This window comes from Flavimobilis sp. BM9, assembly GCF_058313055.1.
On the sequence record NZ_JBZEMO010000006.1, the window covers coordinates 184,526 to 210,735 of the forward strand.

At 70.6% G+C, this 26,210-nt stretch carries 26 protein-coding genes and 1 other RNA gene; 13 read left to right on the forward strand and 14 right to left on the reverse strand.

Annotated features, from left to right (window positions below):
• Positions 1-29: 29 nt before the first annotated feature.
• A complete protein-coding gene (locus AC4F3Q_RS12055) occupies positions 30-305 on the reverse strand; it encodes a hypothetical protein (RefSeq protein ID WP_491040169.1) in 276 nt (91 codons plus the stop codon).
• Positions 306-657: 352 nt separating this feature from the next.
• Here AC4F3Q_RS12055 and AC4F3Q_RS12060 point away from each other — a divergent pair, with 352 nt between their 5' ends.
• Positions 658-1,290, forward strand: a complete 633-nt coding sequence (locus AC4F3Q_RS12060; protein ID WP_491040170.1) for a DUF3060 domain-containing protein — start codon at positions 658-660, stop codon at positions 1,288-1,290.
• A 94-nt stretch (positions 1,291-1,384) separates the two neighbouring features.
• Here AC4F3Q_RS12060 and AC4F3Q_RS12065 read toward each other — a convergent pair whose 3' ends face one another.
• Positions 1,385-1,813 carry a ScoMcrA-related endonuclease gene (locus AC4F3Q_RS12065; RefSeq protein ID WP_491040171.1) on the reverse strand — a complete coding sequence of 143 codons (429 nt, stop codon included), beginning with the start codon at positions 1,811-1,813 and terminating at the stop codon, positions 1,385-1,387.
• A gap of 136 nt (positions 1,814-1,949) precedes the next feature.
• Here AC4F3Q_RS12065 and AC4F3Q_RS12070 point away from each other — a divergent pair, with 136 nt between their 5' ends.
• Both AC4F3Q_RS12070 and AC4F3Q_RS12075 read left to right on the forward strand, forming a co-directional pair.
• Positions 1,950-2,786 (forward strand): aldo/keto reductase, encoded by an 837-nt coding sequence (locus AC4F3Q_RS12070; protein WP_491040172.1) that lies wholly within the window; start codon positions 1,950-1,952, stop codon positions 2,784-2,786.
• A gap of 28 nt (positions 2,787-2,814) precedes the next feature.
• Complete coding sequence (locus AC4F3Q_RS12075; RefSeq protein WP_491040173.1) at positions 2,815-3,666, forward strand: SDR family NAD(P)-dependent oxidoreductase; 852 nt, start codon at positions 2,815-2,817, stop codon at positions 3,664-3,666.
• A 39-nt stretch (positions 3,667-3,705) separates the two neighbouring features.
• Here the strand turns inward: AC4F3Q_RS12075 and AC4F3Q_RS12080 are convergent, their stop codons facing one another.
• The 4 genes from AC4F3Q_RS12080 to AC4F3Q_RS12095 all read right to left on the reverse strand — a co-directional run bounded on the left by AC4F3Q_RS12080 (position 3,706) and on the right by AC4F3Q_RS12095 (position 7,985).
• Entirely contained in the window at positions 3,706-4,848 is a 1,143-nt protein-coding gene (locus tag AC4F3Q_RS12080) for an ABC transporter permease (RefSeq protein WP_168447194.1), read from the reverse strand.
• Positions 4,845-5,780 (reverse strand): ABC transporter ATP-binding protein, encoded by a 936-nt coding sequence (locus AC4F3Q_RS12085; RefSeq protein ID WP_491040174.1) that lies wholly within the window; start codon positions 5,778-5,780, stop codon positions 4,845-4,847. The genes AC4F3Q_RS12080 and AC4F3Q_RS12085 overlap by 4 nt, the downstream gene beginning before the upstream one ends.
• 155 nt (positions 5,781-5,935) lie before the next feature.
• On the reverse strand, positions 5,936-6,613 hold the full coding sequence (locus AC4F3Q_RS12090; RefSeq protein ID WP_491040175.1) for a response regulator: 678 nt from the start codon (positions 6,611-6,613) through the stop codon (positions 5,936-5,938).
• Positions 6,606-7,985, reverse strand: coding sequence for a sensor histidine kinase (locus AC4F3Q_RS12095; protein WP_491040176.1), 1,380 nt, complete (start codon positions 7,983-7,985; stop codon positions 6,606-6,608). Before AC4F3Q_RS12095 ends, AC4F3Q_RS12090 begins: the two co-directional genes overlap by 8 nt.
• A 65-nt stretch (positions 7,986-8,050) precedes the next feature.
• On the opposite strand from AC4F3Q_RS12095, the gene AC4F3Q_RS12100 reads away from it, so the two are divergent.
• On the forward strand, positions 8,051-8,914 hold the full coding sequence (locus tag AC4F3Q_RS12100) for a Nif3-like dinuclear metal center hexameric protein (RefSeq protein WP_491040177.1): 864 nt from the start codon (positions 8,051-8,053) through the stop codon (positions 8,912-8,914).
• Positions 8,915-9,029: 115 nt separating this feature from the next.
• Positions 9,030-9,770 carry a zinc ribbon domain-containing protein gene (locus AC4F3Q_RS12105; RefSeq protein ID WP_491040178.1) on the forward strand — a complete coding sequence of 247 codons (741 nt, stop codon included), beginning with the start codon at positions 9,030-9,032 and terminating at the stop codon, positions 9,768-9,770.
• A gap of 12 nt (positions 9,771-9,782) precedes the next feature.
• Here AC4F3Q_RS12105 and AC4F3Q_RS12110 read toward each other — a convergent pair whose 3' ends face one another.
• Entirely contained in the window at positions 9,783-10,565 is a 783-nt protein-coding gene (locus AC4F3Q_RS12110; protein WP_491040179.1) for a YaaA family protein, read from the reverse strand.
• 113 nt (positions 10,566-10,678) lie between these two features.
• On the opposite strand from AC4F3Q_RS12110, the gene rnpB reads away from it, so the two are divergent.
• The 3 genes from rnpB to AC4F3Q_RS12125 all read left to right on the forward strand — a co-directional run bounded on the left by rnpB (position 10,679) and on the right by AC4F3Q_RS12125 (position 11,999).
• An RNA gene (gene rnpB, locus AC4F3Q_RS12115) (RNase P RNA component class A) lies at positions 10,679-11,047 on the forward strand.
• Between the two features lie 99 nt (positions 11,048-11,146).
• Entirely contained in the window at positions 11,147-11,503 is a 357-nt protein-coding gene (locus AC4F3Q_RS12120; protein WP_491040180.1) for a hypothetical protein, read from the forward strand.
• A gap of 118 nt (positions 11,504-11,621) precedes the next feature.
• Positions 11,622-11,999, forward strand: a complete 378-nt coding sequence (locus AC4F3Q_RS12125; protein ID WP_491040181.1) for an STAS domain-containing protein — start codon at positions 11,622-11,624, stop codon at positions 11,997-11,999.
• 59 nt (positions 12,000-12,058) lie between these two features.
• Here the strand turns inward: AC4F3Q_RS12125 and ppgK are convergent, their stop codons facing one another.
• The gene (gene ppgK, locus AC4F3Q_RS12130; protein WP_168447214.1) at positions 12,059-12,826 is read right to left on the reverse strand and encodes a polyphosphate--glucose phosphotransferase; all 768 of its coding nucleotides are present in this window, start codon (positions 12,824-12,826) and stop codon (positions 12,059-12,061) included.
• On the reverse strand, positions 12,823-13,698 hold the full coding sequence (gene map / locus AC4F3Q_RS12135; RefSeq protein ID WP_491040182.1) for a type I methionyl aminopeptidase: 876 nt from the start codon (positions 13,696-13,698) through the stop codon (positions 12,823-12,825). The genes ppgK and map overlap by 4 nt, the downstream gene beginning before the upstream one ends.
• 57 nt (positions 13,699-13,755) lie before the next feature.
• Here map and AC4F3Q_RS12140 point away from each other — a divergent pair, with 57 nt between their 5' ends.
• Positions 13,756-13,956 carry an SPOR domain-containing protein gene (locus tag AC4F3Q_RS12140; RefSeq protein ID WP_350308779.1) on the forward strand — a complete coding sequence of 67 codons (201 nt, stop codon included), beginning with the start codon at positions 13,756-13,758 and terminating at the stop codon, positions 13,954-13,956.
• Complete coding sequence (locus AC4F3Q_RS12145; RefSeq protein WP_491040183.1) at positions 13,949-14,920, forward strand: DUF6636 domain-containing protein; 972 nt, start codon at positions 13,949-13,951, stop codon at positions 14,918-14,920. The genes AC4F3Q_RS12140 and AC4F3Q_RS12145 overlap by 8 nt, the downstream gene beginning before the upstream one ends.
• A 63-nt stretch (positions 14,921-14,983) precedes the next feature.
• Here AC4F3Q_RS12145 and panB read toward each other — a convergent pair whose 3' ends face one another.
• On the reverse strand, positions 14,984-15,829 hold the full coding sequence (gene panB, locus AC4F3Q_RS12150; protein ID WP_168447218.1) for a 3-methyl-2-oxobutanoate hydroxymethyltransferase: 846 nt from the start codon (positions 15,827-15,829) through the stop codon (positions 14,984-14,986).
• A gap of 55 nt (positions 15,830-15,884) precedes the next feature.
• Positions 15,885-17,525 (reverse strand): NAD+ synthase, encoded by a 1,641-nt coding sequence (locus AC4F3Q_RS12155; protein WP_491040184.1) that lies wholly within the window; start codon positions 17,523-17,525, stop codon positions 15,885-15,887.
• A 94-nt stretch (positions 17,526-17,619) separates the two neighbouring features.
• Between AC4F3Q_RS12155 and AC4F3Q_RS12160 the strand changes: the two genes are divergently transcribed.
• Together AC4F3Q_RS12160 and AC4F3Q_RS12165 are read left to right on the forward strand one after the other, a co-directional pair.
• A complete protein-coding gene (locus tag AC4F3Q_RS12160; protein ID WP_168447220.1) occupies positions 17,620-18,957 on the forward strand; it encodes a glutamine synthetase family protein in 1,338 nt (445 codons plus the stop codon).
• A gap of 16 nt (positions 18,958-18,973) precedes the next feature.
• Positions 18,974-22,045, forward strand: coding sequence for a bifunctional [glutamine synthetase] adenylyltransferase/[glutamine synthetase]-adenylyl-L-tyrosine phosphorylase (locus AC4F3Q_RS12165; protein ID WP_491040185.1), 3,072 nt, complete (start codon positions 18,974-18,976; stop codon positions 22,043-22,045).
• Here AC4F3Q_RS12165 and AC4F3Q_RS12170 read toward each other — a convergent pair.
• Both AC4F3Q_RS12170 and glnA read right to left on the reverse strand, forming a co-directional pair.
• Positions 22,033-23,193, reverse strand: a complete 1,161-nt coding sequence (locus AC4F3Q_RS12170) for an AI-2E family transporter (RefSeq protein WP_491040186.1) — start codon at positions 23,191-23,193, stop codon at positions 22,033-22,035. The two genes, AC4F3Q_RS12165 and AC4F3Q_RS12170, sit on opposite strands and share 13 nt — an antisense overlap.
• Before the next feature lie 132 nt (positions 23,194-23,325).
• Entirely contained in the window at positions 23,326-24,750 is a 1,425-nt protein-coding gene (glnA, locus tag AC4F3Q_RS12175; protein WP_491040187.1) for a type I glutamate--ammonia ligase, read from the reverse strand.
• Between the two features lie 184 nt (positions 24,751-24,934).
• On the opposite strand from glnA, the gene AC4F3Q_RS12180 reads away from it, so the two are divergent.
• Positions 24,935-25,369, forward strand: a complete 435-nt coding sequence (locus AC4F3Q_RS12180) for an RDD family protein (RefSeq protein WP_491040188.1) — start codon at positions 24,935-24,937, stop codon at positions 25,367-25,369.
• Between the two features lie 87 nt (positions 25,370-25,456).
• Here the strand turns inward: AC4F3Q_RS12180 and AC4F3Q_RS12185 are convergent, their stop codons facing one another.
• On the reverse strand, positions 25,457-26,203 hold the full coding sequence (locus AC4F3Q_RS12185) for a DUF4191 domain-containing protein (protein ID WP_491040189.1): 747 nt from the start codon (positions 26,201-26,203) through the stop codon (positions 25,457-25,459).
• Positions 26,204-26,210: the final 7 nt, after the last annotated feature.

The window sequence follows — 26,210 nt, forward strand, 5'->3', positions numbered from 1 at the left end:
TCGCCGAGGCGGCTGAGTAGCGAAGCGCCTCAGCGGAGGCGGCCATGCGGGTCGCGCATCCGAACACCGACACCCATGAGCGCGATACGGACCGTCGTAGCGTTGAAGCCGAGCTGGGCCCCGACAGTTGCCAGTGACTCTCCGGATTCATACAGCTTGGCGGCGAGCGACACCTGGGTGGCGTTCATGCCTCGTGGTCGCTTGGCTGTGCCTGTGCGGTCAAGCACCTCGCTGACCGTGACTCTGTGGACGCCATGCCCTGCAGCGATCTGCTTCATCGTGTGCCCTGCCTGGTACTCGGCCACGATGGCCCGTTCCGTCTCGGAAGGCAGCTGTTTCCCTGCTCGGGCTGGCCGCGGAGGCCCGGGCGCACGTAGCGGTGCCGTACCCCCGATCTGCCCCCTGGCTTCTGCGACCAGACCATCGATTTGACGGGTTGTCTCGTTTCGATTGCAGTGAATCCTTAGGAGCCCCACCAAGGCGCCCCGAGCACACGGGGCGCCTTTCGTCTCCTCGGGAGGTCGACCGCGCACACGTGCGACGGCGACTGGTCGTGCAGGGACCGGAGACGGACGTTCGACAGGACAGCCTCGAAGCGCGCGGTTACGGTCGACATGACCTCGAGCCGAGATTCCCCGACCTGCCTCAGGAGCATCCATGAGCCGTCTCTCTCACCGCCTGTCCACCCTCGCCATCGCCGCCTCGCTCGGCGTTCCCGGCTCTCTCGCGCTCGGGTCGAGCGCGACAGCTGTCTCTGCGCCAGCCTCGCCCGTCGTCGCGAGCGCGACGACGATCGACTGCAGCCGCGGCACCGTGAAGATCTCTCGGTCGTTCGGCACGTACCGGCTGAAGGGCGCGTGCGGCAAGGTCACGATCACGGGAACGGGCGTGACGGTGTCGCTGCCCTCGGCCACGGCGCTCAGCGTGAAGGGCAGCAACGCGAAGGTTCGTGTCGCGAAGAACGTCGGCAAGGCGTCGATCACCGGTACCGGCGTGAACCTCAAGGTCGGGGGTTCGCTCGGGACGCTGAAGACTGACGCGAGCAACGCGAGCATCACCGTGAAGAAGAAGCTCAAGACGGCCCGCATCGAAGGTGCGAACACCAAGCTCCGTGCAGGGAAGACCACGACGCTGGTCGTGCGCGGCAGCGGCAACCACGTGAAGGTGACCAGCCTGCGCAGCCTCCGCGTCGTCGGGGCGAACAACTACGTCAAGGCGGCGACCGGCAAGGCGAAGACCGTGAAGGTCACCGGGACCGACAACGTCATCAAGGTGCGCACGTCGCGCTGACGATCGTCCGCACACGAACGAGGGCCTCGCGACTCAGTCGCGAGGCCCTCGTTCGTCACACGTGCGGTCACGCGCCGGGGCGCCTCTCGGCGCATCAGGCGCAGTTGTCGCAGATCCCCGTCGCCGGGAGCGTCATGAAGCACGTGGGGCACATGACCGTGGGACGCTCGGGCTGGACGGGACGACGCGTCGCGGCAGGCTTCGCGGCGGGGGTGCGCTTGGGTGCGGGCGCGCGACGCGGCGCCCGTGCGGCGCCGGGCTCGACGACGTCGAAGCCGCGGTTGCGGACGACCTTGATCGCTCCGTCGTCGAACTCCTCGGCGAGAGCCGTTCGGCCGGTCGCATAGCGGTGCGCGACGCCGATGACCGCGGCGCAGTCGTAGCTCGCGCCCTCGTGGACGATCGTCGGCCCTCCTGAGGCCTCGAAACCGTAGACGCCGAGGAAGTTCTCGCTCCCACGGGAGTCGTGCTCGGCGATCGCCTGGAGGATGTGCTGACGGGTCACGGAGGAGAAGGTAGCCACCCCGCCAGGGTAGTCGGCGCGCACGACGCCCCTCGCCGCCCAGAGGGCCCGTGTGACGAAGACGGCGCTGCTCTCGGCACCCGCCGTACGCGCGTGGCAGGGTAAGCACCAGGACCGGCCAGCAAGGAGACACAACGTGGACCAGCAGACCCCGCACCTCGTCTTGAACAACGGCGTAGCGATCCCCCAGCTCGGCTTCGGCACCTACAAGGTCGAGCCTGGGGACGCGGTCGCGGTCGTGCGGGAGGCTCTCGAAATCGGCTACCGGCACGTCGACACCGCGCAGATGTACGGCAACGAGCGCGAGGTCGGGCAAGCCGTGCGGGAGAGCGGGCTGCCCCGCGAGAACGTGTTCGTCACGACGAAGCTCAACAACAACCAGCTGACGTACGACGCCGCGATGGCGTCGTTCGACCGGTCGCTCGACGAGCTGGGTCTTGACCACGTCGACCTGTTCCTCATCCACTGGCCTCTCGCGACGGTCAGCGACTTCGTCCCCCGCTGGAAGGCGCTCGAGGAGATCTACCGTTCCGGCCGCGCGCGAGCGATCGGCGTCTCCAACTTCCAGGAGCACCACCTCGTCCGGCTCATGGAGGAGACGGAGATCGTGCCCGCCGTCAACCAGATCGAGATCCACCCCTACCTGGTGCAGGACGAGCTGCGTGCGTTCGACGCGAAGCACGGGATCGTCACGCAAGCGTGGTCGCCGCTCGGCCGCGGAACCGTCCTCGGCGACCCCACGATCGCGGAGATCGCGCGCCGCCACGACGCGTCACCCGCGCAGGTCATCATCAGGTGGCACGTGCAGCGCGACGACGTCGTGTTCCCCAAGGCCTCGAGCCGCGCGAGGATCGAGGAGAACTTCCGCGCGCTCGACCTGCGGCTGACAGACGACGACATGGCGGCCATCACCGCGCTCGACCGGGGAGAGCGCACGGGGTCGCACCCCGACACGATGGCCTGGATCCCCTGACCAGCATGGCGAGGAGGAGGATGTGCGCATGAGCTTCCGTATGCACGGCGCCCGGGTGCTGATCACGGGCGGGGCCGGCGGCATGGGCCGCCTCTACGCCGAACGAGCCCTGCGCGAGGGGGCGGCGCACGTCGCCGTGTGGGACCGCGACGGCGCGGCTCTCGCCGGGACCGTCGCGGAGCTTGCGTCCCGTCACCCGCGCGCCACCGTCGTCGGGACCGAGGTCGACCTGGGGGACACGCAGTCGATCGTTGACCGCGCGCAGGAGCACCTCGCGGACGGCGGGGCGCCGCAGGTGCTCGTCAACAACGCTGGCGTCGTGCGCGGTGCGCTCTTCTGGGATCACGAGGTCCGCGACATCGAGAGCACGATGCAGGTCAACACGGTCGCACCCATGGTCCTCACCCGCGAGCTCTTGCCTGCGATGATCGCGGGCCGCCGGCCGTCCCGGATCCTCAACATCGCGTCCGCGGCCGGAACGATCGCCAACCCGAGGATGAGCGTCTACGCAGCCTCGAAGTGGGCGCTGATCGGGTGGTCAGACTCGCTGCGCCTCGAGCTAGAGCGCACAGGCAACAGCCACGTGCGCGTCACGACGTTCTGCCCGAGCTACGTCTCGACCGGGATGTTCGACGGGGTGCGCGGCCCGCTGCTGACCCCGATCCTCACGCCGCAGACCGCGACCGACCGCGCCTGGCGAGCCATGCTCGCGGGCCGTCCCGTGCGATCCACTCCGTGGACGGTCCCGCTCGGGCGCGCACTCCGCGGAGTGCTCCCACCGCGCGTGTGGGACGTCGTCGCCGACAAGGGCTTCCACGTCTACAACACCATGGACGAGTTCCGGGGGCGGTCCGGGACGGGCACGAGCCCGCACGCCTGACCACCCCCGGCTCTCACGGACCGGTGCTGCGCGTCGCCGTCAGACGGCCTCACGCGAGCTCGACGCGAGCGCGTCGCGCACGCTGACCCGCGGACCGGTCCGCAGGAGCGAACCCGAGTAGATCCGGGCCGCGACCGCCATGACCGCGTACGCCGACGCGAGCAGGATCACGATCGCGACGAGCGGCTCCCACCACTGCGCCTCGCCGAAGAACAGGCGCACCGGCATGCCGACCGGCGCCGAGAACGGGACGTACGAGAGCACGGTCATGACGACCTCGTTCTCGTTGAGGAACACCACGAGGAAGTACGGGATCATCGTGAGCATCATGGCCGGCATGATCACGGACCCGGTGTCCTCCACGCGGGAGACGAGCGACGCACCTGCCGCATAGACCGCAGCCAGGAGCAGGAAGCCGACGACGAGGAAGGCGACGAACCACAGGATCGGCGTGCCGAGCATGCCGAGGAGCTCGTCCTGCCCCGTGAGCACGAGCCCGAGCACCGCTGTGGCGGCGATCGCCGCCGCCTGGCCCAGCGCGAGCACCGTGTTGCCGAGGATCTTGCCCGCGAGCAAGGCCCGGGCCGACACGGTCGCGAGCAGGATCTCGACGACACGCGTCTGCTTCTCGGAGACCGTCGACTGCGCGATCATGCCGCCGGAGCCTGCCCCGATCATCATGAACACGAGCCCGAACGCAAGGGCGACGATGTACCGCACGCCCTCCGACGTCGTGGCCGGCTCGAGCTCCTCGGTCGTCGGCGTGACGGCGAGGGCGTCCATGATCTCGTGGTCGACCCCGGTGAGGGTCACGACGAGGAGCCCGGACGGCTCCGGCCCCGGCAGGACGGCCGCCTTGACGGTCTCGTCGGCGACGAGAGCGCGAGCCTCCTCCTCGGACGCGGCGACGACCGGACTGAGCGAGGGGACCGCGCCGACCGTCTGCGAGGTCGCCGCGACGACCGCGACCTGCGTCCGCTCGGAGGGGTCACCACCGCCGAGGACGTCGGAGGCGTCGTCGGCGAAGAAGCTCGACGCGATGATGCTGCCGAGCACCAGGACGAGCGTGATGATCGTCGAGACGATGAACGACTTCGTCGTGACCTGGCTGATGATCTCCCGCTCCGCGACGATCAGCGCGGCGCTCGTGGAGCTGGGCGGGGTGGGGTGCTCGGTGCTCATCGGACGGTCTCCTCGATGCTCTGGGTGGACGACTGCTCGACGCTGGCGGCCTCGCTCGTGATCTCGCGGAAGATCTCGCCGAGCGTGGGGCGCAGCCTGCCGAACCGGGCGACCGACGAACGGGCGACGGCGTCGGCCAGGACGGCCTGAGCCGTCTCGGGGGACGCGTCGAACACCGCGTCGCCTCCGGTGAACTCGACGACCTCGACGCCCGGGACGCCCCGGAGCCAGCCGATGTCCCCACCCGTCGCGATCTCGAAGCGGCTGCCCCCGAACTCGTCGCGCAGGCCGTCACGCGTGCCCACGGCCTGGATCTTGCCGCCCGAGATGATGACGACGTCGTCGCACAGGCGCTCGACGACGTCGAGCTGGTGCGACGAGAAGAGGACGGGTACGCCCTGGGCGGCGCGCTCCGCGAGCGCGCGCACGACCACGTCGACCGCGATCGGGTCGAGCCCGGAGAACGGCTCGTCGAGGATGAGGACGGTCGGCTCGTGCACGAGCGCGGCCGCGATCTGGACGCGCTGCTGGTTGCCGAGCGACAGCTTCTCGAGCGGCTCGTCGGCGCGCTCCGCGAGCCCAAGGCTCTCGATGAGCGTGCTCGCGTTCCGTCGCGCGGCCGCACGGTCGTAGCCGTGCAGCCTCGCGAGGTGCACGAGCTGGTCGATGACCTTCATCTTCGGGTACAGCCCGCGCTCCTCGGGCATGTATCCGATCGTCTGGCGCTGGGCGTGGCTCAGCGGGGCGCCGTCGAACGTGACGCTTCCCGAGTCCGCGGCGAGCACGCCGAGGATGATGCGCATGGTCGTCGTCTTGCCGGCGCCGTTCGCGCCGATGAACCCGGTCAGTCGGCCGGGCGCGACGCCGAACGACACGTCGTCCAGCGCGCGCAGGTCCCCGAAGGACCTGTTGATGTGGTCGAGCCTCAGCACGTTCACTCCCTCGTCGGTGGCGGTGTCGCCTGGCTCGAGCCTAGGGACGGCGCTGTCCCCGACGCTTCCGCCGCGAGGTGGAACGGGCTAGTCCGCGAGGATGAACGACGTGGTCCTGGGCGTCGCAGCGCAGGTCAGCGGGCCGCGCGAACGGCTCAGCGCCGGACGAGGCCGTGCTCGTGCGCGAACACCACGGCCTGCACGCGGTCGCGCAGGCCCAGCTTCGCGAGGAGGTTGGACACGTGGGTCTTGATCGTCGCGCGCCCGAGGAAGAGGCGCGCCGCGATCTCGTCGTTGGACAGGCCCTGCGCCATGAGGTCGAGGACCTCGAGCTCGCGCTCGGTGAGCGACTCGACCTCACGGGGGAGGGACGGTTCGGGTGCCTCGACCTGCGGCACCGGAGCGCCCAGCACCGCTCTCTCGAGGACGGCGCGGGTCATCTCGGGCGCGAGGAGCGCATCGCCCTCGGCGACGGACCTGACCGCCTCGGCAAGCTGCGCGGGGCGGGCGTTCTTGAGGAGAAAGCCCGCTGCGCCCGCCCGGAGCGCCGCCACGAGGTAGTCCTCACGCTGGAAGGTCGTGAGGATGAGCACGCCCGCACGGATGGTCGGGTCGGCGACGACGAGCCGTGTCGCCTCGAGGCCGTCCATGTCGGGCATCTGCACGTCCATGCAGACGACGTCAGGATCGAGGCGGCGCGCTTCCGCGAGCCCCGCCGCGCCGTCGGCCGCCTGCCCGACGACCGTGATGCCGGGCTGCGCGTCGAGGATCGTCGCGATCCCCTCACGGACGAGCGCCTGGTCGTCGACGATCAGGACACGGACGTCACTCATCGGAACCTCCGACGCGCACCGCCGTGCGCGTCCCGTCGACGCCCGTGCACTTGCGCGGCAGGTGCGCGCGGACGACGAAGCCGCGCGGCAGCGCGGCGCCGACGTGGAGCGTGCCGCCCTCGGCCGCGACGCGTTCGCGCATGCCGACGATGCCGAGCCCACCCGGGCCGGAGCGACGCGCCGAGGACGCGCCCGCACCGTCGTCGGACACCTCGATCTCGAGCGCGTCGTCGAGGTAGCGCAACCGCACGTCCGCGCGGGCGCCCGCACCCGCGTGACGGCGCACGTTCGTCAACGCCTCCTGCACGATCCGGTAGACGTTGAGCGACGTGACCGGCGTGAGCGGGAACGGCTCGCCGATCACCTGGAAGTCGACCCCGGTCCCGGTGCCGCGGGTGTCGTCGACGAGCTGCGGGATGCTCTCGACTCCGAGCGACGCGAGTGCCTCGGTGCGGTCGCCGGGACCGTCCGTGGAGACCGGGCTCGTCGCTTCGTCGCGGAGCGTGCCGATGAGCGTGTGGAGCTCGTCGATCGCCTGCCGCGCCGAGTCCTCGACGTGCTCGAGCGCGGCCGTCACCTTGCCCTGCTCCGCGTCGGCCTCGAGCAGCGCCCGGGCGGCCGACGTCTGCAGGCCCATGACGGACACGTGGTGCGCAACGGCGTCGTGCAGCTCACGGGCGAGCTGGAGCCGCGCGATGGTCATCGCCTGCGCCTCCGAACGGATCCGCTCGACCTGAAGCTGATGGTCGCGCCACCGGTTGCGCGCGCGGTCGCGCGCCGAGGTCCACGCGCGCTCGCCGAAGCTCCACGCAGCACCGAAGTACAGGACGTTCGTGAGGATCTGGATGAGCAGGTAGGCGACGAGCGGCGAGAACATGCCGCCCGCGACACCGCCGTCCTCCTCGAACTTCTTGATCGTCTCCGGGTCGGTCGCAGCCTGCACCAGGCCGATCGCGAGCCACACGAGCATGGCGACGACGACCGTGCCTCTCGCCCATGTCGCCCGCTTGCGGTGCGGCTCCCACGCGCCGACCGAGTAGAACGCCGTGAACAGTGCGATGTTGAGGATGAGCGTCTCGGACACCTCGAGGCTGACCGTCGCGATGAAGGCGACGGACACGGCCACGAGCACGGGGACCGGGTAGCGGCGACGCAGCGCGAGGGGGAGGGTGGTCGCCGCGAGCAGGGCGGCGGCGCCCGGGCCTGTCAGCGGGTCGTCGTACAGGCCCGCGATCGTCCAGAGGACCATCGACAGCAGCGACCCCGCAAAGAGGGCGACGGCGGCGATCGCGTCGCGGCGCACGTCCGTGTCGGTGACCGGGGTCCGCGCCCAGCCCGGGGCATCGGGGTCGGCCGGAGGCAGCGTGTTCACCCCGGCATCTTGTCACGGACGCCCGCGCCGCAGCCCGGCACCCGAGAGGTCGGTAGCCTGCTCGCATGAGCCCCCAGACGCCCACGCTGTCCGACGTCGTCGCGCACCTCGAGCGTCGGTACCCGCCGACGACCGCCGAGCCGTGGGACGCCGTCGGCCTCGTCGCAGGCGACCCCGCACAGCCGGTGCGCACGGTCCTGTTCGCGGTCGACCCGGTCGCGGCGGTCGCCGACGAGGCGATCGCACGGGGCGCCGACCTCGTCGTCGTGCACCACCCGCTCCTGCTGCGCGGTGTGCACTCGATCGCCGCAGACGAGCCCAAGGGCGCCCTGCTGCACAGGCTCGTGCGCGCCGGCTGCGCGCTCTACGCGGCGCACACGAACGCCGACGCCGCGAAGCGCGGGGTCGCGGACGCCCTCGCCGACGTCCTCGGCGTCGTCGACACACGCCCGCTCGTCCCGGCACCTGCGTCCGCGACGGGCACAGGCCTCGGCCGGGTCGGTCGCCTCTCCGCCCCGACTTCGCTGCGCGACTTCGCGGAGCACGTCGCCCGGGTCCTGCCGGCGACAGCGCAGGGCGTCCGAGTCGCGGGCGACCTCGACGCCCAGGTCGAGACGGTCGCGGTCCTCGGCGGGTCCGGTGACTCGGAGATCGGGTCGGCCCGCGCTGCGGGCGCCGACGTGTACGTGACGAGCGACCTCAAGCACCATCCCGTCTCGGACGCACGCGAGCTCGACGCGCTGCGCGGCGACGGCCGTCCGTTCCTGATCGACACGGCGCACTTCGCGAGCGAGTGGCCGTGGCTGCGGTACGCAGCCGGCGACCTCGTCGCCGACGTCGCCGGCGCAGGAGGCGCGATCGAGGCGTGGGTCAGCACGGTGCGCACCGACCCGTGGACCGCGCGCTTCGCGAGCCCGGCACGCGACTGACCGCACCCGCACGGCGCCGGGTCGCGGAGCCGCGATGCAGCGCGGACCGGATACCGTGGTACCCGGGCGCGCTCCCGGGCCGCCGACAACAGCACACGATCGAGAGGCACCCCCCATGGCGACTGCACCGGCTCACGACCAGCGACGTCTGCTCGACCTGCAGGCGCTGGACACCCGCCTCGACCAGATCGCGCACCAGCGTGCGAAGCACCCCACCCTCGCGCGCCTCGTCGAGCTCGACAGCCAGCTCGCCGACCTGACGACGACCCTCGTCGCGTCCCGCACCGCCGCGAGCGACCTGCGCCGCGAGCTCGCCAAGGCCGAGACAGACGTCGAGCAGGTGCGCGCCCGTGCCGAGCGCGACCAGGCGCGCCTCGACTCGGGTGCCGTCGGTGCGAAGGATGCGCAGGCGCTCGTCTCCGAGCTCGAGTCCCTCGCGAAGCGACAGGGTGACCTCGAAGAGGTCGAGCTCGACGTCATGGAGCGCCTCGAGGCGCACGAGACGGCCCTCGCCGAGATCGAGGCCGCGCACGCGAAGCTCGTCGCCGCGAAGACCGAGGTCGAGGCGGAGCGCGACGCCGCGTTCGTCGAGCTCGACCGGCTCCGCGACGCGGTCGCGGACGAGCGTGCCAAGACCGTCGTCGGGATCGACGACGGCCTCGTCACGATCTACGAGCGGCTGCGCGGACGCCTCGGCGGCGTCGCCGTCGCGGCGCTCCGCCACGGACGGTCCGAGGCGTCGGGCATGCCGATCAGCCCTGCCGAGCTCTCGCGGATCAAGGCGCTCAGCGAGGACGAGATCGTCTACTGCGAGGACACGGGCCGCATCCTCGTGCGCGGCAACGACGCGTTCTGAGGTCTCGCCGAGCTAGTCAGTGACGACGAGCTCGAGCGTGCTGTGCTTCGTGCCCGGCACGAGCGAGACGTCGTGGAGCCGGGTACCGACCATCTCGCCTGCGGCGTCGAGCAGCTCGGCCGCCGTACGCGGAGGGTCGGCGGGGCGGCGCAGCAGGTGCCCGGTGAGCAGGCCACGCGTGTGCTTCGCGTGGTGCGAGACGACCGTCCGCTTGCCCGCCAGCTCGCGCAGCACCTTGACCTGCACGTGCTCCGCGCCCGCGGGCACGCGCCACGCAGCGGCATAGCTCGACGACCGGCAGTCGACGACGACATCGCCCTCGGCGCGCGCGTCGAGCACCGCGAGCTCGGGACGCCAGAACCGTGCGAGCGGGCCGATGCCCGGAAGGTCCACCGACATCGACAGCCGGTAGGCCGGCACGTGGTCCGTCGGCCGGACGAGACCCCACAACGCTGAGAACGTCAGAACGTCGTCGAGACGGGCGCGCGCCACGTCGTCATCACCGTCGAGCACGGCGGCGAGGTCCGCCGCCGCATACAGGACGCCCGTGTAGACCCGCGCCCCCGGTGCTGCCGGAGCCGTCGTCAGCGCCGTGTTGCGCGCGACCTCGTCCGCGAGGCTGGCCCCGACGCCGAGCACCTCGAGAGCGTCGACCTGAGCCGACGTCGCCGCGAGCGCGTCGAGCACCTTGCGCCGTGCCGGAGCAAGCTCCGCGTGGACGAGGCCGTGCAGGTCGACGGGCCTGCCGGAAGACGGGGCGGTCTTGCCCTCGGACGGGGGAAGCAGGATCAGCACGCGCCCACCCTAGCCGCCGCCTTCGCGCCGGCCCGGGCGCTGGACGCCCGCCGTGACCGACGTCGCACCCGTGTCGGACGCAGCCCCGTGCGACGGTACGATTGCCGGGCGGATGAGTCGGTCGGGCGGCCGCGTTGCACCTGGTGCACCGAGGAACGTCCGGGCTCCGTAGAGCAAGGTGGTGGGTAACGCCCACCCGGGGTGACCCGCGGGAAAGTGCCACAGAGAGCAGACCGCCCGTCCTCGGACGGGTAAGGGTGAAACGGTGGTGTAAGAGACCACCAGCGCGGCGGGCGACTGTCGCGGCTAGGTAAACCCCACCTGGAGCAAGACCAGACAGGGTGCGTTCGAGGGCTGCTCGCCCGAGCACCCGGGTAGGTCGCTGGAGGCGTGCGGCAACGTACGTCGTAGATGGATGGCCGCCCATCGGAGCGAGGCAACTCGCCCGTGGACAGAACCCGGCGTACAGACCGACTCATCCGCACTCCGTGCTCGCCGTCCCCGTGGACGCGCCTGCCAGGCCCCGCTAGCGTGACGGCAGTACAGGGCGCGCCAGGGCGCGATGACCAGGGGAGATCCACATGAGCGAGAGCTTTGCCGCGCGCGGCTGGCACGACGACCCGTCCAACCCGGACCGGGAGCGGTACAGCGACGGCACGCGCTGGGCTGCGAGCCGGCGTCGTCCCGGGACGTTGAGCGGCGTGCCGTTCTTCACGTGGGCGATCGGCCTCCTCGTCGGGAGCCTCGTGCTCGGCCTCGTCGCCTCGGCGATCGACAGCCCTGTGCTCCTCTCCGCGTCGGGTGTTTCTAGCATCGCGGCGCTCGTGGTCGCGCTGTGCGGTGTCCGTGCGATGGCGGTCCAGGTCGACGCGACCTGGCGTGCGAGCGCTCTCGTCGACGTGCCCACGGGAGCGTCCGAGACCGCAGAAACCAGGTAACCAACGGTTCTGGTCAACGCAAAGGCCTTGTCGTGCGGGTGCTAGGTGGCTGTGCCAGAGTAGGACTCGGCCGTGGCCGCAGCTTTGCGGTGCGCAATCAGAGGAAGAGGGGCTCGTGATGAGCGACGAACATGGTGGCCGGAACGGGGATCCCGTCGGCGGCATCAACATGGAGGTCTCCGAGGTCAAGAGCCGCGTCGTCCTGTGGGGTGAGATCGATGGGGCGCTGCGGAGCGAGGCGAGCGGGGTTCTCGCGAGCGCGCTCGAGCGTGAGCTCCCCGTCGTCATCGACCTCGAGTCCGTGACGTTCATGGACTCGACCGGCATCGCGTTCCTCGTGCAGTTCTGCACGATCGGCGCGGACGAGGGCATCGACGTCGTCGTCCGCAAGCCTCCTCAGCTCGTCCGCGACGTCATCGAGATGCTCGGCATCGCCGAGCTGCTCGGCCTGACCGGCGACCCGGCTCCCGAGGGCCGCACCACCCTCGCGAGCTGACACAGACGACAGAAGCGCGCCCGCCGGGTTACCCGGCGGGCGCGCTTCGTCGTTCGAGCCTAGAGGTCGCGTCCCGCCGCGAGCGCCGCGGCACCCACGATCCCTGCCCGGTTGCGCAGCTGCGCCGGGACGATCGGTGCGCTCAGCTCGAGCAGCGGCAGGAACTTCTCGTGGTGCTTCGACACGCCACCGCCCACGACGATCAGGTCGGGGGAGAAGAGCATCTCGACCGCCTCGTAGTAACGCTGCAGGCGCTCCGCCCACTGCGGGAACGACAGGTCCTCGCGTGTGCGAGCCGAGTCGGCCGCACGGGACTCGGCGTCGAAGCCGTCGATCTCGATGTGACCCAGCTCGGTGTTCGGCAGCAGGTGACCGTCCACGATGATCGCCGAGCCGATGCCCGTGCCGAGCGTCGTCACGAGGATCGTGCCCTTCGCGCCAGCGGCGGCGCCGTAGAGCGCTTCGCCGAAGCCTGCCGCGTCCGCGTCGTTGACCGCACGGATCGGACGGCCGAGCTCCGCGGCCAGCAGGTTGTCCAGGTCGATCCCCGCCCAGGACTCGTCGAGGTTCGCGATGAACCGGATGCGGCCGTGATGGATCGGCCCCGGGAACGCGACACCCACGGGAGTAGCTGCCGGAAGGTCGAAGTGGTCGACGAGCTCGCGGACCACCGCGGTGACGGCTGCTGGCGTCGAGACGCCCGGCGTCGGGATGCGCAGCCGCTCCGCCGTGAACTCACCGGTGCGCAGGTCGACCGGGGCGCCCTTGATGCCGCTGCCACCGATGTCGATGCCGAACGCGATCTCGTGCTCGAGGTCTGTGCTCATGGGAGAGTCAGGATCTCCGTTCCGGTCTCGGTGACGAGGAGGGTGTGCTCGAACTGCGCCGTACGGGACCCGTCCTTCGTGAGGACGGTCCAGCCGTCGTCCCACATGACCCATTCGTGCGTCCCGAGAGTGAGCATAGGCTCGATCGTGAAGACCATGCCTGGCTCGATCACGGTCGAGTACTCCGGGGCCGAGTCGTAGTGCGGGATGATCAGCCCGGAGTGGAACGACTCCCCGACGCCGTGCCCCGTGAAGTCCCGGACCACGCCGTAGCCGAATCGAGCGGCGTACTTCTCGATCACCCGGCCGATGATGTTGACCTCGCGGCCCGGCTTGACGGCGGCGATGCCGCGGGCGAGCGCCTCACGGGTGCGCTCGATCAGGTCGGCGTCCTCCTGTGCGATCTCCCCGACGGCGAACGTCGCGTTGTTGTCCCCGTGGACACCACCGATGAACGCGGTGACGTCGATGTTCACGATGTCGCCCTCGGCGAGCACCGTGGAGTCGGGGATCCCGTGGCAGATGACCTCGTTGAGCGACGTGCACAGGGACTTGGGGAAGCCCCGGTAACCGAGCGTCGACGGGTACGCGCCGTGGTCGAGGAGGAACTCGTGGCCGATCCGGTCGAGCTCGTCGGTGGTCACGCCGGGTGCGACGCCCTCGCCGACGGTCTGCAGCGCCTGGGCAGCGAGCCGCGCGGCGACACGGATGCGCTCGATCGTCTCCGGCGTCTTGATCTCGGAGCCCGAGAACGGTGCGGGCCCCGGACGGCCCACGTACTCCGGTCGAGCGATGCCCGCCGGGACCGCCCGCGGGGCGCCGACCACCCCCGGCTGCAGCGGGTCTCGGGTGTGGCGCGTCGTCGTGGGCATGGTTGAAGTGTACTTTTGTCGCGACCGAGTTCGTGCCGGGAAGCCGAAGGAGATGTGGTGGCCGACGACGGCGAGTACTACTTCGACACCGCGACCGGACAGGTGACGCAGGGCAAGCAGGGCGCCTGGTCGACGCGGATGGGACCGTACAAGACCCGCGAGGAGGCGGAGCACGCGCTCGACAAGGCGCGCGCGGCTTCCGACGCGTGGGACGCAGAGGATCGCCGTGAAGCGGCGGAACGGGACGGCGATGCCTGACACCATGACTCGTGGCCCCCGCACGGGCCAGCAGCGCGCCGTCGTGCCGCGAGGTCCGAGCCCGATCGTCGCGACGGCGGTGTTCCTCACGTCGCTCGTCGTCGTGGTCTGCGTCGTCGTCGCAGCGGTGCTCCTCTGGCGTGCGCCGCGCGACGGGAACGACGCCGCCGCGGATGCTCAGGCCCCCGGGGCCGAGGCCGCAGCCGAGGGCGTCGGCGAGGTGGCCGACGCGGCGACGTCGCTCGCGGCCGCGTCCGGTGACCTCGGCGCCGCGGTCGTCGCCGCACAGGGCCATGCGACGGCGAGCGCGTGCAACGATTCGGCCGGCGACGGCCAGGCGATCGTCACTCTCGCGACCTCAGCCCTCACGCCCGACAGGTGGATCGCCGACGGCGCGGTCGAGCCGCTCGTCGGCGTCCCGTTCGAGGAGCTCGCCGTGCGCTGCGGCTCGGTCTACGCGACCGAGGCCGTCACCGCGACGAACGTCCCGGCTGCGGTGCAGGGGGTCCTTGAAGCGCACGTGCGCAACGGCGGCCTGCGGTCCGCCGTCGACGCCGCACAGGAGCGCGACGAGCTCGCCGCCGCCGTACCGCCCGAGCTGCTCGTGGGCGAGGCTGCGACGTCGGACGTGGCCGCGTTCGCGTTGCCGTCCGGCAACGTGGTGTGCACGATCGCGGGCGGCCAGGCGCGTTGCGACATCTCGGCGGCCGTGTACGACCGCAGCGACGCGCCCGAAGGGTGCGACGCCGGCTGGGCCCTCGCGATGCAGGTCACCGCAGGGGGCGCGCAGGCCGTGTGCGCGGGTGAGCGTGAGCTGCCCCAGATGCCGGCCGTGCTCGGGTACGGCGAGAGCACACGGGCCGGAGGCTTCTCGTGCGCGGCGTCTCCCCAGGGCGTCGCCTGCCGTGAGGACGCGACGGGACACGGCTTCTGGCTCCGCTCGGAGGCGTACCTCCTCTTCTGAGGTGCAGACGCTGACGGCGCGGGACCCTCGCGGGTACCGCGCCGTCGGCGTGTCAGCGGTCGCTCAGCTGTCGTACGAGTGCTCCGCGGTCGGGAACGCCCCGGACTGCACCTCGGAGACGAAGCTCGCGGCGGCGTCGTGCAGCGCCTGGCCCACCTCGCCGAAGCGGCGGGCGAAGCGCGGCGACCAGTCACCCATGCCCGCCATGTCCGTCCACACGAGCACCTGGCCGTCGCACTCCGAGCCCGCGCCGATCCCGATCGTCGGGATCGTGAGGATCTCGGTGATCGCGGCAGCGACCGGGGCGGGGACCATCTCGAGGACGATCGCGATCGCGCCAGCCTCCTGCAGGGCGAGGGCGTCTTCCTTGAGCCGCTCAGCGGCCTCGTGCCCGCGGCCCTGGATGCGCTTGCCGCCGAGCATGTTCTCGGACTGCGGCGTGAAGCCGAGGTGGCCCACGACCGGGATGCCGGCGCCGGACAACAGCTCGACCTGCGCGGCGACGCGACGGCCACCCTCGAACTTCACGGCGTGCGCACCAGCCTCCTTGAGCATCCGCACCGCCGTCGCGTGAGCCTGTGCGGGGGAGGCCTCGTAGGAGCCGAACGGAAGGTCCGCGACGACCATCGCCCGCGCCGTCGCACGGGCGACCGAGCGGGTCGCGACGACCATCTCGTCGACCGTCACCGGGATGGTCGTGTCGTGGCCGAGCATGTTGTCGCCGATCGAGTCGCCGACGAGCAGCATGTCGACGCCGGCAGCGTCGAAGATGCGGGCGGTCGGGCCGTCGTAGGCGGTGAGCATCGTCAGCTGGCGGCCGGTCGACTTGGCCTCGCGAAGGTGGTGCACGCGGACGCGACGGGGTGCGGCCGCGTGCTGGGGCTGCTCGGCAGGGGTGTGGGTGGTCATCCTGATGGCTCCTGGGTCTTTCGGCAGGCGTGCTGGGTTCGGGGGTCCGGGGGCGTCACTCGGCGGGTTCGCGCCACCGGTTCGTGACCGGCAGGCGGCGGTCACGGCCGAAAGCCACTCCCGTCACCTTGGGGCCCGGCGGGTACTGCCGACGCTTCCACTCGGCGCGGTCGACGAGCGACACGACGCGCTCGACGACGTCCGCGTCGAAGCCGCGAGCGAGCAGCTCGGCGCGCCCCTCGCTGCGCTCGACGTACGCGTCGATGACCTCGTCCAGCAGGTGGTACGGGGGCAGGCTGTCCTGGTCGACCTGGCCAGGGCGAAGCTCTGCAGACGGCGGCTTCGTGATCGAGCTCTCGGGGATCGGGGGGATCTCGCCGCGGTCGATCGCGTGGTTGTTGCGCCACCGGGAGAGGGCCCACACGCGGGACTTGTCGACATCCTTGATCGGCGCGAACCCGCCCACGGCGTCGCCGTAGATCGTCGAGTAGCCGACGGCCAGCTCAGACTTGTTGCCGGTCGCGAGGACGAGGTGGCCCTCCATGTTGGACAGCGCCATGAGGGTGACGCCGCGCATGCGCGCCTGGAGGTTCTCGGCGGCGACCCCCTCGAGATCGAGGTTGCTCTCGAACGCGTCGACCATCGGTCCGATCGGCACGACCCGGTAGTCCGCGCCGATGCGCTTCGCCGTGTCCGTGGCGTCGTCCTTCGAGTGGTCTGAGGAGTAGCGCGACGGCATGCCGACGCCGACGACGTTCTCGCCACCGATCGCGTCGGCAGCGATCGCGGCGACGAGCGCCGAGTCGATGCCGCCCGACAGTCCGAGCACGACCGACCGGAAGCCGTTCTTGCGGACGTAGCCCGTCAGCCCGGTGACGAGAGCCCGGTAGACCTCCTCGTCGGCGTCGAGCGCCTGGACCTGCGGACCAGGCTGTTGAGCGCCGGTCGTCGTCGCGTCCCACACGAGCAGGTGCTCGACGAACTGCGGGGCGCTCGCCAGGACCGTGCCGTCGCTGTCGAGGACGAACGAGCCGCCGTCGAACACGAGGTCGTCCTGACCGCCGACCATGTTGACGTACGCGAGGGGCGCACCGACCTGCGCGGCGCGCGCGGCCGCGCTCTCGAGGCGAAGGTGCGTCTTGCCCTCCTCGTACGGCGAGCCGTTGATGACGAGAAGCAGGTCGACGCCGTGCTCGGCGAGCTGCTCGACGGTCCCGCCCTCGCGCCAGATGTCCTCGCAGATCGCGAGCCCGACGCGCACACCGTCGACGTCGACGACCGCGGGTTCCTCACCCGGCACGAAGATGCGTGCCTCGTCGAACACTCCGTAGTTAGGCAGGTGGTGCTTGTCGTAGTGCGCGACGACCTCTCCGCCGCGCAGCACGACGGCGCGGTTCGTCGGGCGGCTCCCGCCACCCGTGCCGACCGAGCCGACGACGACGGTGACGTCGCCGAGACCCGTCTCGGCGAGCTCGGTCGCGAGGGCGCGCACGGCGCTGTCAGCGGCACGCTGGAACGACGCCCGCAGCGCGAGGTCCTCGATCGGGTAGCCCGTCAGTGTCATCTCCGGGAACGCGACGAGCCGGGCGCCCGCGTCCGCCGCCTTCCGGGTCCAGTCGGCGACCGCCGCAGCGTTGCCGGTCAGGTCGCCGACGCACGTGTCGATCTGTGCGAGGGCGATACGCAGTTCAGCCATAAGTTCAGCCTAGAGTGTTCGGCGTGGGCGCGAGCCCGCAGCGACACCCGAGCAGGTCATCCGGATGAAACAAGAGTTCAGGCAGGATAGGTCCATGGACAAGCAGCAGGACTTCGTGCTCCGCACCGTCGAGGAGCGAGACATCCGGTTCATCCGTCTCTGGTTCACGGACGTGCTCGGGATGCTCAAGTCGGTCGCGATCGCGCCGGCGGAGCTCGAGCAGGCGTTCGCGGAGGGCATCGGCTTCGACGGCAGCGCGATCGAAGGGCTGACGCGGGTCTACGAGGCGGACATGATCGCCCGGCCTGACCCGTCGACGTTCCAGGTGCTCCCGTGGCGCGGTGAGCGCAACGGCACGGCGCGCATGTTCTGCGACCTGCTCAACCCGGACGGCACGCACTCGCTCGCCGACTCGCGCTTCGTGCTGAAGCGCGCGATGGACCGTGCGGCTGACAAGGGTTTCACCTTCTACACGCACCCCGAGGTCGAGTTCTACCTGTTCCGGCCGCAGGCGTCGCCGAAGGACCCGCTCGTCCCGGTCGACCAGGCGGGCTACTTCGACCACGTCGCGCGCGGCAACGCGCACGACTTCCGCCGCGCGGCGATCCAGATGCTCGAGTCCATGGGCATCTCCGTCGAGTTCTCGCACCACGAGGCCGGGCCCGGGCAGAACGAGATCGACCTGCGCTACGCGGACGCGCTGACGACCGCAGACAACCTCATGACGTTCCGCACGGTCATCAAGGAGGTCGCGCTCGAGCAGGGCGTGTTCGCGTCGTTCATGCCGAAGCCGATGGCCGAGCACCCTGGCTCGGGGATGCACACGCACCTGTCGCTCTTCGAGGGGGACCGTAACGCGTTCCACGAGCCGGGCGCGCAGTACGAGCTCTCCCGCACGGGCCGGTCGTTCATCGCGGGCCTGCTCACGCACGCTGCCGAGATCACCGCCGTCACCAACCAGTACGTGAACTCGTACAAGCGCCTGTGGGGCGGCGCCGAGGCGCCCAGCTACATCTGCTGGGGCCACAACAACCGTTCCTCGCTCGTGCGCGTGCCGATGTACAAGCCGGGCAAGACGAACTCGTCGCGCGTCGAGTACCGCGCGCTCGACGCCGCGACCAACCCGTACCTGTCGTTCGCACTCCTGCTCGCCGCGGGCCTCAAGGGCATCGAGGAGGGCTACGAGCTCCCCGAGGGGTCGGAGGAGGACGTCTGGGAGCTGACGGACGCGGAGCGCAAGGCGGCGGGCATCAAGCCGCTCCCGCAGTCGCTCGACAAGGCGATCGAGCTCATGGAGCAGTCCGAGCTTGTCGCCGAGACGCTCGGCGAGCACGTGTTCGACTACGTGCTGCGCAACAAGCGCCAGGAGTGGGACGTCTACCGCTCGCAGGTGACGCAGTTCGAGCTGGACCGGTTCCTGCCGGTCCTGTGACGCGGGCCTCCTCGCGATGAGCTCGGTGCAGGACGTGGCAGAGCCCGGCCCGCGCGGAACGCGCCGAGAGTCGGCGAGCAGCCGGCTGCGCCGTCTGGGCTTCGTCGACACGACGCGCGCCCAGAACCTTCTCGAGGACAAGGACCTCGTCGAGGTGCTGGGTTCGGTCGGTCCGACGTCTCCTCTCGTCGGCGCCGTGGGCGGGGCTGCCGATCCGGACCTCGCGCTGCTCGCGCTCGTGCGGCTGTGCTCGACCGTCCGTGGCACGTCGTGGTCGGAGCGTCTCGCGGCGCTCGTCGGGGAGCCCGGTCCCGGTCTCACCCGGGCCGCTGCGGTGCTCGGCGCGTCCGCGGCGCTCGGCGACGAGATCATCCGTCACCCCGAACTCGTCGACGTCCTCGCCGACCTGACGCCGGGCATCGGGGTCGACGCGGGCGAGGTGCGTGCCGAGCTGCTCCGCGCGGTCGGGGCCGACCCGGAAGCGGCCGTGCCCATCGCGGGCATGCCTGTCGACGAGGCGACCGGTGCGATGCGCCGCGCGTATCGCTCGCGGCTCCTGCGGATCGCGGCGTCCGACCTGACGTCGCCCGAGCCCTTGTCGATCCTGCCGGCGGTCGGCGCTGCTCTCGCCGACCTCGCGGCAGCCTCGCTCGAGGCGGGCCTCGCGATCGCGCGCACGGGGATCGAGGGAAACGGGCTCGAGGTGCGCCTGGCGGTCCTCGGCATGGGCAAGTGTGGCGGGCGCGAGCTCAACTACGTGAGCGACGTCGACGTCATCTACGTCGCGGAGCCTGCCGACGGCGTCGAGGAGTCGGTCGCGATGCGTGTCGGAGCCCGGCTCGTGACGGGCCTGACGCGGGCGTGCTCAGCGCCGTCGAACGAGCCGCCGTTGTGGCCTGTCGACGCTGCGCTGCGGCCCGAGGGCAAGGACGGGCCGATCGTCCGGACCCTCACGAGCCATCGTGCGTACTACGAGCGCTGGGCCAAGACGTGGGAGTTCCAGGCGCTCCTCAAGGCGCGCACGGTCGCGGGGGACCGCGAGCTCGGCCGCGCATACCTCGATGCGGTCGGTCCGATGGTGTGGCAGGCGGTCACCCGCGAGAACTTCGTCTCTGACTCGCAGGCGATGCGACGCCGTGTCGAGGACCACGTCCCGGCCCCCGAGGCGGACCGTCAGCTCAAGCTCGGCAAGGGTGGTCTGCGGGACGTCGAGTTCACGGTGCAGCTCTTGCAGCTCGTGCACGGCCGTACCGACGAGACGATCCGCAGCGCGCACACGCTCACGGCCCTCGCCGCTCTCACGGCCGGCGGATACGTCGCGCGTGACGACGCCGCCCGCATGTCCGTCGCCTACCGGTTCCTGCGGGTGCTCGAGCACCGCATCCAGATGTTCCGGCTCGAGCGCACCCACCTCCTGCCGACGGACGAGGCCGACCTGCGCCGGCTCGCCCGCACCGCAGGGATGCGCGAGGAGGGGGCGGCGGGTCTCCTCGACCGGTGGAAGGAGACGCGGCGCGACGTCCGCAGCATGCACGAGGCGCTCTACTACCGGCCGTTGCTGCCTGCCGTCGCACAGCTCTCCCGTGCCGAGGCGAGCCTGAGCCCGGAGAACCAGCAGGCGCGGCTCGCCGCGATCGGCTACCGCGACCCTCGCGGCGCGGTCCGGCACATCGCGGCCCTCACGGAGGGCGTCTCGCGACGGGCAGCGATCCAGCGGCAGCTGCTTCCTGTCCTGCTCGGCTGGTTCGGTGAGGGCGCGGACCCGGACTCGGCGCTCCTCGCGTTCCGCAGGCTCTCGGAGACGCTCGGGACGACTCACTGGTACCTGAAGATGCTGCGCGACTCCGGCTCGGCAGCGCAGCGACTCGCCCGCCTGCTGTCGTCGTCGCGGTTCGCTGCGGACGCGCTCGCGCTGTCGCCCGAGTCGGTGTCGTGGCTCGCGGACGACGCAGAGCTCGTCCCGTTGGGCGCTGAGCGTCTGCGCCGTGAGGTCGACGCGATGCTCACGCGCTCCGACGACGTCGAGCAGGCGACCCAGCTGCTGCGGGCGCTGCGGCGCCGTGAGCTCGCGCGCACCGCCGTGGGCGAGGTGCTGAGCATCAGTGACCCTGTGCGCGCTGCTGAGGCGATCAGCGCTGTCACGGACGCGACCCTCGAGGGGGCGCTCCGGATCGCGGAGGCCGCTGTCCGGCGCGAGCGTGGCATCGCCGAGGCACCCGCCCGTCTCGCGATCGTCGCGATGGGCCGCCTCGGCGGCCGCGAGCCCGGCTACGGGTCCGACGCCGACGTGATGTTCGTGCATCGCGCCGCCCCGGGGGCGACGGACGCCGACGCAGGCGCATACTCGCTCGCGGTGGCCTCGCGGCTTCGCTCCCTGCTGGGAGACATGGGACCGGAGCCGGGCCTCCAGGTCGACGCCGACCTGCGCCCCGAGGGCCGTCAGGGCCCGCTCGTGCGGTCCCTCGACTCGTACGCCGAGTACTACCAGCGATGGTCCGAGGTGTGGGAGGCGCAGGCGCTCCTGCGTGCGCGCACCGTCGCTGGCGACGAGGCGCTGTGCGCCGACATGACCGCGCTGATCGACACGGTGCGATACCCGGCAGAGCTCACGACCGTGCAGGTGCGCGAGGTGCGACGGATCAAGGCGCGCGTCGAGTCGGAGCGCATGCCGCGCGGCGTCGACCCTGCTCGCCACGTCAAGCTCGGCCGCGGCGGGATCAGCGACGTCGAGTGGACCGTGCAGCTCCTCCAGCTGCAGCACGCCCACGAGATCCCGGCCCTGCGCACGACGTCGACGCTCGAGGCGCTCGACGCCCTCGCCGAGGCGGGCCTCGTCACGGAGGCGGACGCCGTCGTGCTCCGCGAGGCCTGGGTCCTCGCGTCGGGCATCCGCAACGCCGTCGTGCTGTGGTCCGGGCGGGTCGGCGGGGCGCACGGCGACATGCTGCCGAGCGATCGTCTCGACCTCGCAGGCGTGTCGCGCATACTCGACTACCCGGCCGGGGAGGCGTCAGCCCTCGAGGAGGACTACCTCCGGGCGTCGCGCCGCTGCCGTCAGGTCGTCGAGCGGGTGTTCTACGAGTCCTGAGCCGAGGCGTCGGTCGTGGGAGTGGTCGTCTCCGCCGCAGCCGCGGAAGGCTGAGACTCGTCGAGGAGCGTCTCGTCGATCAGCTCGTGCCGCTGCAGGTACGTCGACATGACCGCCTGGATGGTCGCGGCGACGGGCAGCGCGAGGAACGCGCCGAGGGCCCCGAACACCGCGCCGAACGCGATGACGACGACGAACGCGACCGCCGGGTTCATCTCGAGCGCCTTCTCGGAGATCTTCGGCGCGAAGAGATAGTTCTCGATCTGCTGGTACACGACGATGAAGATGAGCACCGCGAGGGCCTTGACAGGGCTCTCCGCGAGCGCGAGCAGGATCGGCAGCGCGCCACCGATGTAGGTGCCGATCGTCGGGACGAACTGCGAGACGATGCCCGTGAACAGCGCGAGCGGCAACGAGTACGGGATCTTCAGGATCAGCAGGAAGATCAGCGTGAACGCGGTCGACAGGAACGCGAGCGCCAGCCGCGAGTTGATGAACGCGGACACCTTGGACTGCGTGATGTCCCACAGCGACAGGACCGTCGCCTGGTTCTTCGGTGCGAGCCAGCGGCAGATCGCGGCCCGGAAGCGTGGGCCGGCCGCGCACAGGTAGTAGACGACCAGGCCGATCGTCATGACCGCGAACACGCCGCCGAGCAGCGACGTCCCGACGCCGACGACGCCCTGGGCGACGTCGTCGCCCCAGCCGTCGAGCGCCTGGCCGACGAGCTTCTTCTGGTCGGGCAGCTGCGTGTCGAAGGTCTTCTCGACCCAGCCACGGATGTCTTCGTACAGCGCGGGGAGGTTCTTGCCGAACTCGATGACCTGCTGGACGAACATCGTCCCGAACATCGCGATCATCCCGACGATCGTCAGGAACGCGCCGCCCATGACCGCGCCGGTCGCGAGCCCACGCTTCCAGCCGCGGCGCACGAGCGCCACGATCAGCGGCTCGAGCGTGAGCGAGATGAACAGCGCGATCACGAGGTTGATGATCAGGCCCGTGAGCATCCCGAGAGAGCGCCAGACGAAGATCCCCACGAAGACCGTGACGACGGCCATGACGAAGGCCTTCGGCAGCCAGCGCGGCGGCTGCGTGGCAGGGTCCGGTAGGACCGGCGGGACGTGGTTGAGGTCCTGCGTGGTCACTGTGCCTCCTGCGGTCCGGGGTCGAGCATGGTGAAACCTATCTCATACGTCCGTGGCCCGACCACGGACCCGCCGCAGACGGACGGAGGCCCGTGCGCTGAGCGCACGGGCCTCCGGTCGAGCGTCAGGCGCTCAGCAGTCGAAGTACAGGTCGAACTCGTGGGGAGTCGGGCGCAGCTGCACCGGCTCGATCTCCTTGGAGCGCTTGTAGTCGATCCACGTCTCGATGAGGTCGGGGGTGAAGACACCGCCGACGGTCAGGAAGTCGTGGTCCTCCTCGAGTGCCGCGAGAGCCTCGTTGAGGGACCCCGGAACCTGCTGGATGAGCGCGTGCTCCTCCGGCGGCAGCTCGTAGAGGTCCTTGTCGATGGGCTCCGGCGGCTCGATGCGGTTCTTGATGCCGTCGATGCCCGCGAGGAGCTGAGCCGCGAAGGCGAGGTACGGGTTCGCCGACGGGTCCGGCACGCGGAACTCGACACGCTTGGCCTTCGGGTTCGAGCCCGTGATCGGGATGCGGATGCAGGCCGAGCGGTTACGAGCCGAGTAGACCAGGTTGACCGGGGCCTCGTAGCCGGGCACGAGGCGGCGGTACGAGTTCACGGACGGGTTGGTGAACGCGAGCAGCGCGGGAGCGTGCTTGAGCAGGCCGCCGATGTACCAGCGGGCCAGGTCGGAGAGGCCGCCGTAGCCTGCCTCGTCGTAGAAGAGGGGCTTGCCGTCCTTCCACAGCGACTGGTGCGAGTGCATGCCCGAGCCGTTGTCGCCGAACAGCGGCTTCGGCATGAAGGTGACCGTCTTGCCGGCTTCCCATGCCACGTTCTTGATGACGTACTTGAACTTCATCAGGTCGTCGGCGGCGGCGGTCAGCGTGCTGAACCGGTAGTTGATCTCCTGCTGACCCGCGGTGCCGACCTCGTGGTGCGCACGCTCGACATCGAGACCGACCTGACCGAGGACCGCGCACATCTCGTCACGCAGGTCGGCCATCTGGTCGTTGGGCGACACCGGGAAGTAGCCGCCCTTGTAGCGGGTCTTGTAGCCGAGGTTGCCACCCTCCTCCTCGCGGCCGGTGTTCCACGCAGCCTCCTTGGAGTCGAGCGAGTAGAACGCCGAGTGCTGCGTCGTCTCGAAGCGAACGTCGTCGAAGATGTAGAACTCCGCCTCGGGGGCGAAGAAGGCGGTGTCGGCGATGCCCGTGCTGCGCAGGTAGGCCTCAGCCTTGAAGGCGATGTTGCGCGGGTCGCGCGAGTAGGACTCGTCGGTGAACGGGTCGACGATCGAGAAGTTCACGACGAGCGTCTTGCGCTTGCGGAACGGGTCGATGTAGGCCGTGGTGACGTCCGGGACGAGCTTCATGTCGGACTCGTGGATCGCCTGGAAGCCGCGGATCGACGAGCCGTCGAACATCATGCCGTCCGTGAAGGCGGACTCCTCGAACTGCGAGATGGGGATGTTGAAGTGCTGCATCACTCCAGGCAGGTCGCAGAATCGCACGTCGACGAACTCGACGCCCTCGTCGCGAGTGAAGGCGATTGCTTCCTCGGCGGTCTTGAACATCCGTTGCTCCTTGGTCGGGTGGGTCCTTCGATCGGACTGCCTCCAGGCTAGGGGAGGGCGATTTCCCGACCATGTACCCATTGTTTCGGTCGTGTTACGTCTGGGGCTCGTGCGTGACGACTGCGAGTCGCGAACCTGGAAGCGGGTGAGCGGCGTCGTCGTCCACGGCCTCTAGGCTGGTGCCGTGGTTGACAGAAAAGACATCAGCTCCTGGCTCGACGGCGGGGTCCGGCCCGACGGCGACGGCTCCACGCTCGGCCTCCCCGCCGAGGGGAGCGGGTCGCGTGCGACGCTCGGCCGCCGCATCCCCGCCCTGTTCCTCGACTGGTTCGCCTCGATGGGCGTGTCCTACCTCTTCTTCGACGGGAGCTCCTGGGCGACGCTCGGCGTCTTCGCGGTCGAGAACCTGCTGCTGGTCGCGACCGTCGGCTCGACGCTCGGTCACCGGCTTCTCGGCCTCGTCGTCCGCCGGCTCGGCGGCGACCGCCCGTTCGTCGGACTCGGACCTGCGGCCCTGCGCGCGGCGCTCCTGTGTCTCGTGATCCCCGCCGTGATCTGGGACCGCGACGGTCGCGGGCTCCACGACAAGGCGGCGCGGACGGTCCTCGTCCGGCGCTGACCGCCCGGGGCGCGCCAGCGCTCAGGTATACGACGAGGGCGCGACCAGCAGGTCGCGCCCTCGTCGTATACCTGAGCAGGGTGCTTGTCAGCGTCCGCGCATGCCCTTGCGGTCGGGACGCGCGCGCATCGGGTCCACGCCCTTGGGGATGGGGAGCTTCGCGCCGCCGAGCGCGGTGAGCCGCTTGTTGACGACAGCGATCTCGTGCTTCTTGAGGACCGGCTTGAGCTTCTGGATCTTCTTCGTCAGCTCGGGCAGGGGGACCTGGCCGTTCTCGCGGCCCACGTGGATGACCGTGACCGGCACGCCCTGGACGACGCGCTGGGTGCGCTTCCGCTCGAGCTCAGCGAGCTTGCGGACCCGGCTCATCGGGCCCTCGGTCATCAGGACGACGCCCGCACGGCCGACGCCGCGGAACACCATGTCCTGCGAGCGTGGCTCGACAGCGACCGGGGACTCGTCGAACGTCCACCCGCGGCGGATCGTGCCGACCGCAGCGAGCGTCGCGCCCTTCTCGCCCTCGATGCGCGCGTACGCCGCCTTCTCAGCACGGCGGGCGAGCACGAACATCGCGCCCAGCACCGCCGTCGGCAGGCCGAGGACGGTCATGTAGATCGGGTGGCCCCAGACGAACCCGACGCCGAGGGCGATCCCGAGGATCACCAGGAACGTGCCGAGGATCCACCAGACGACCGCCGGGTCCTGCTGACGCGTCATCGTGTACGCGTCCCAGACCTGGTGATACCAACGGCGCTTCTTCGGCTTCCGGGTCTTCTTCGTCTTCGCCGTCACAGCGCCTGCGGGCACAGCGGCGTCATCGTTCTTGCGGGCCATGGGGATG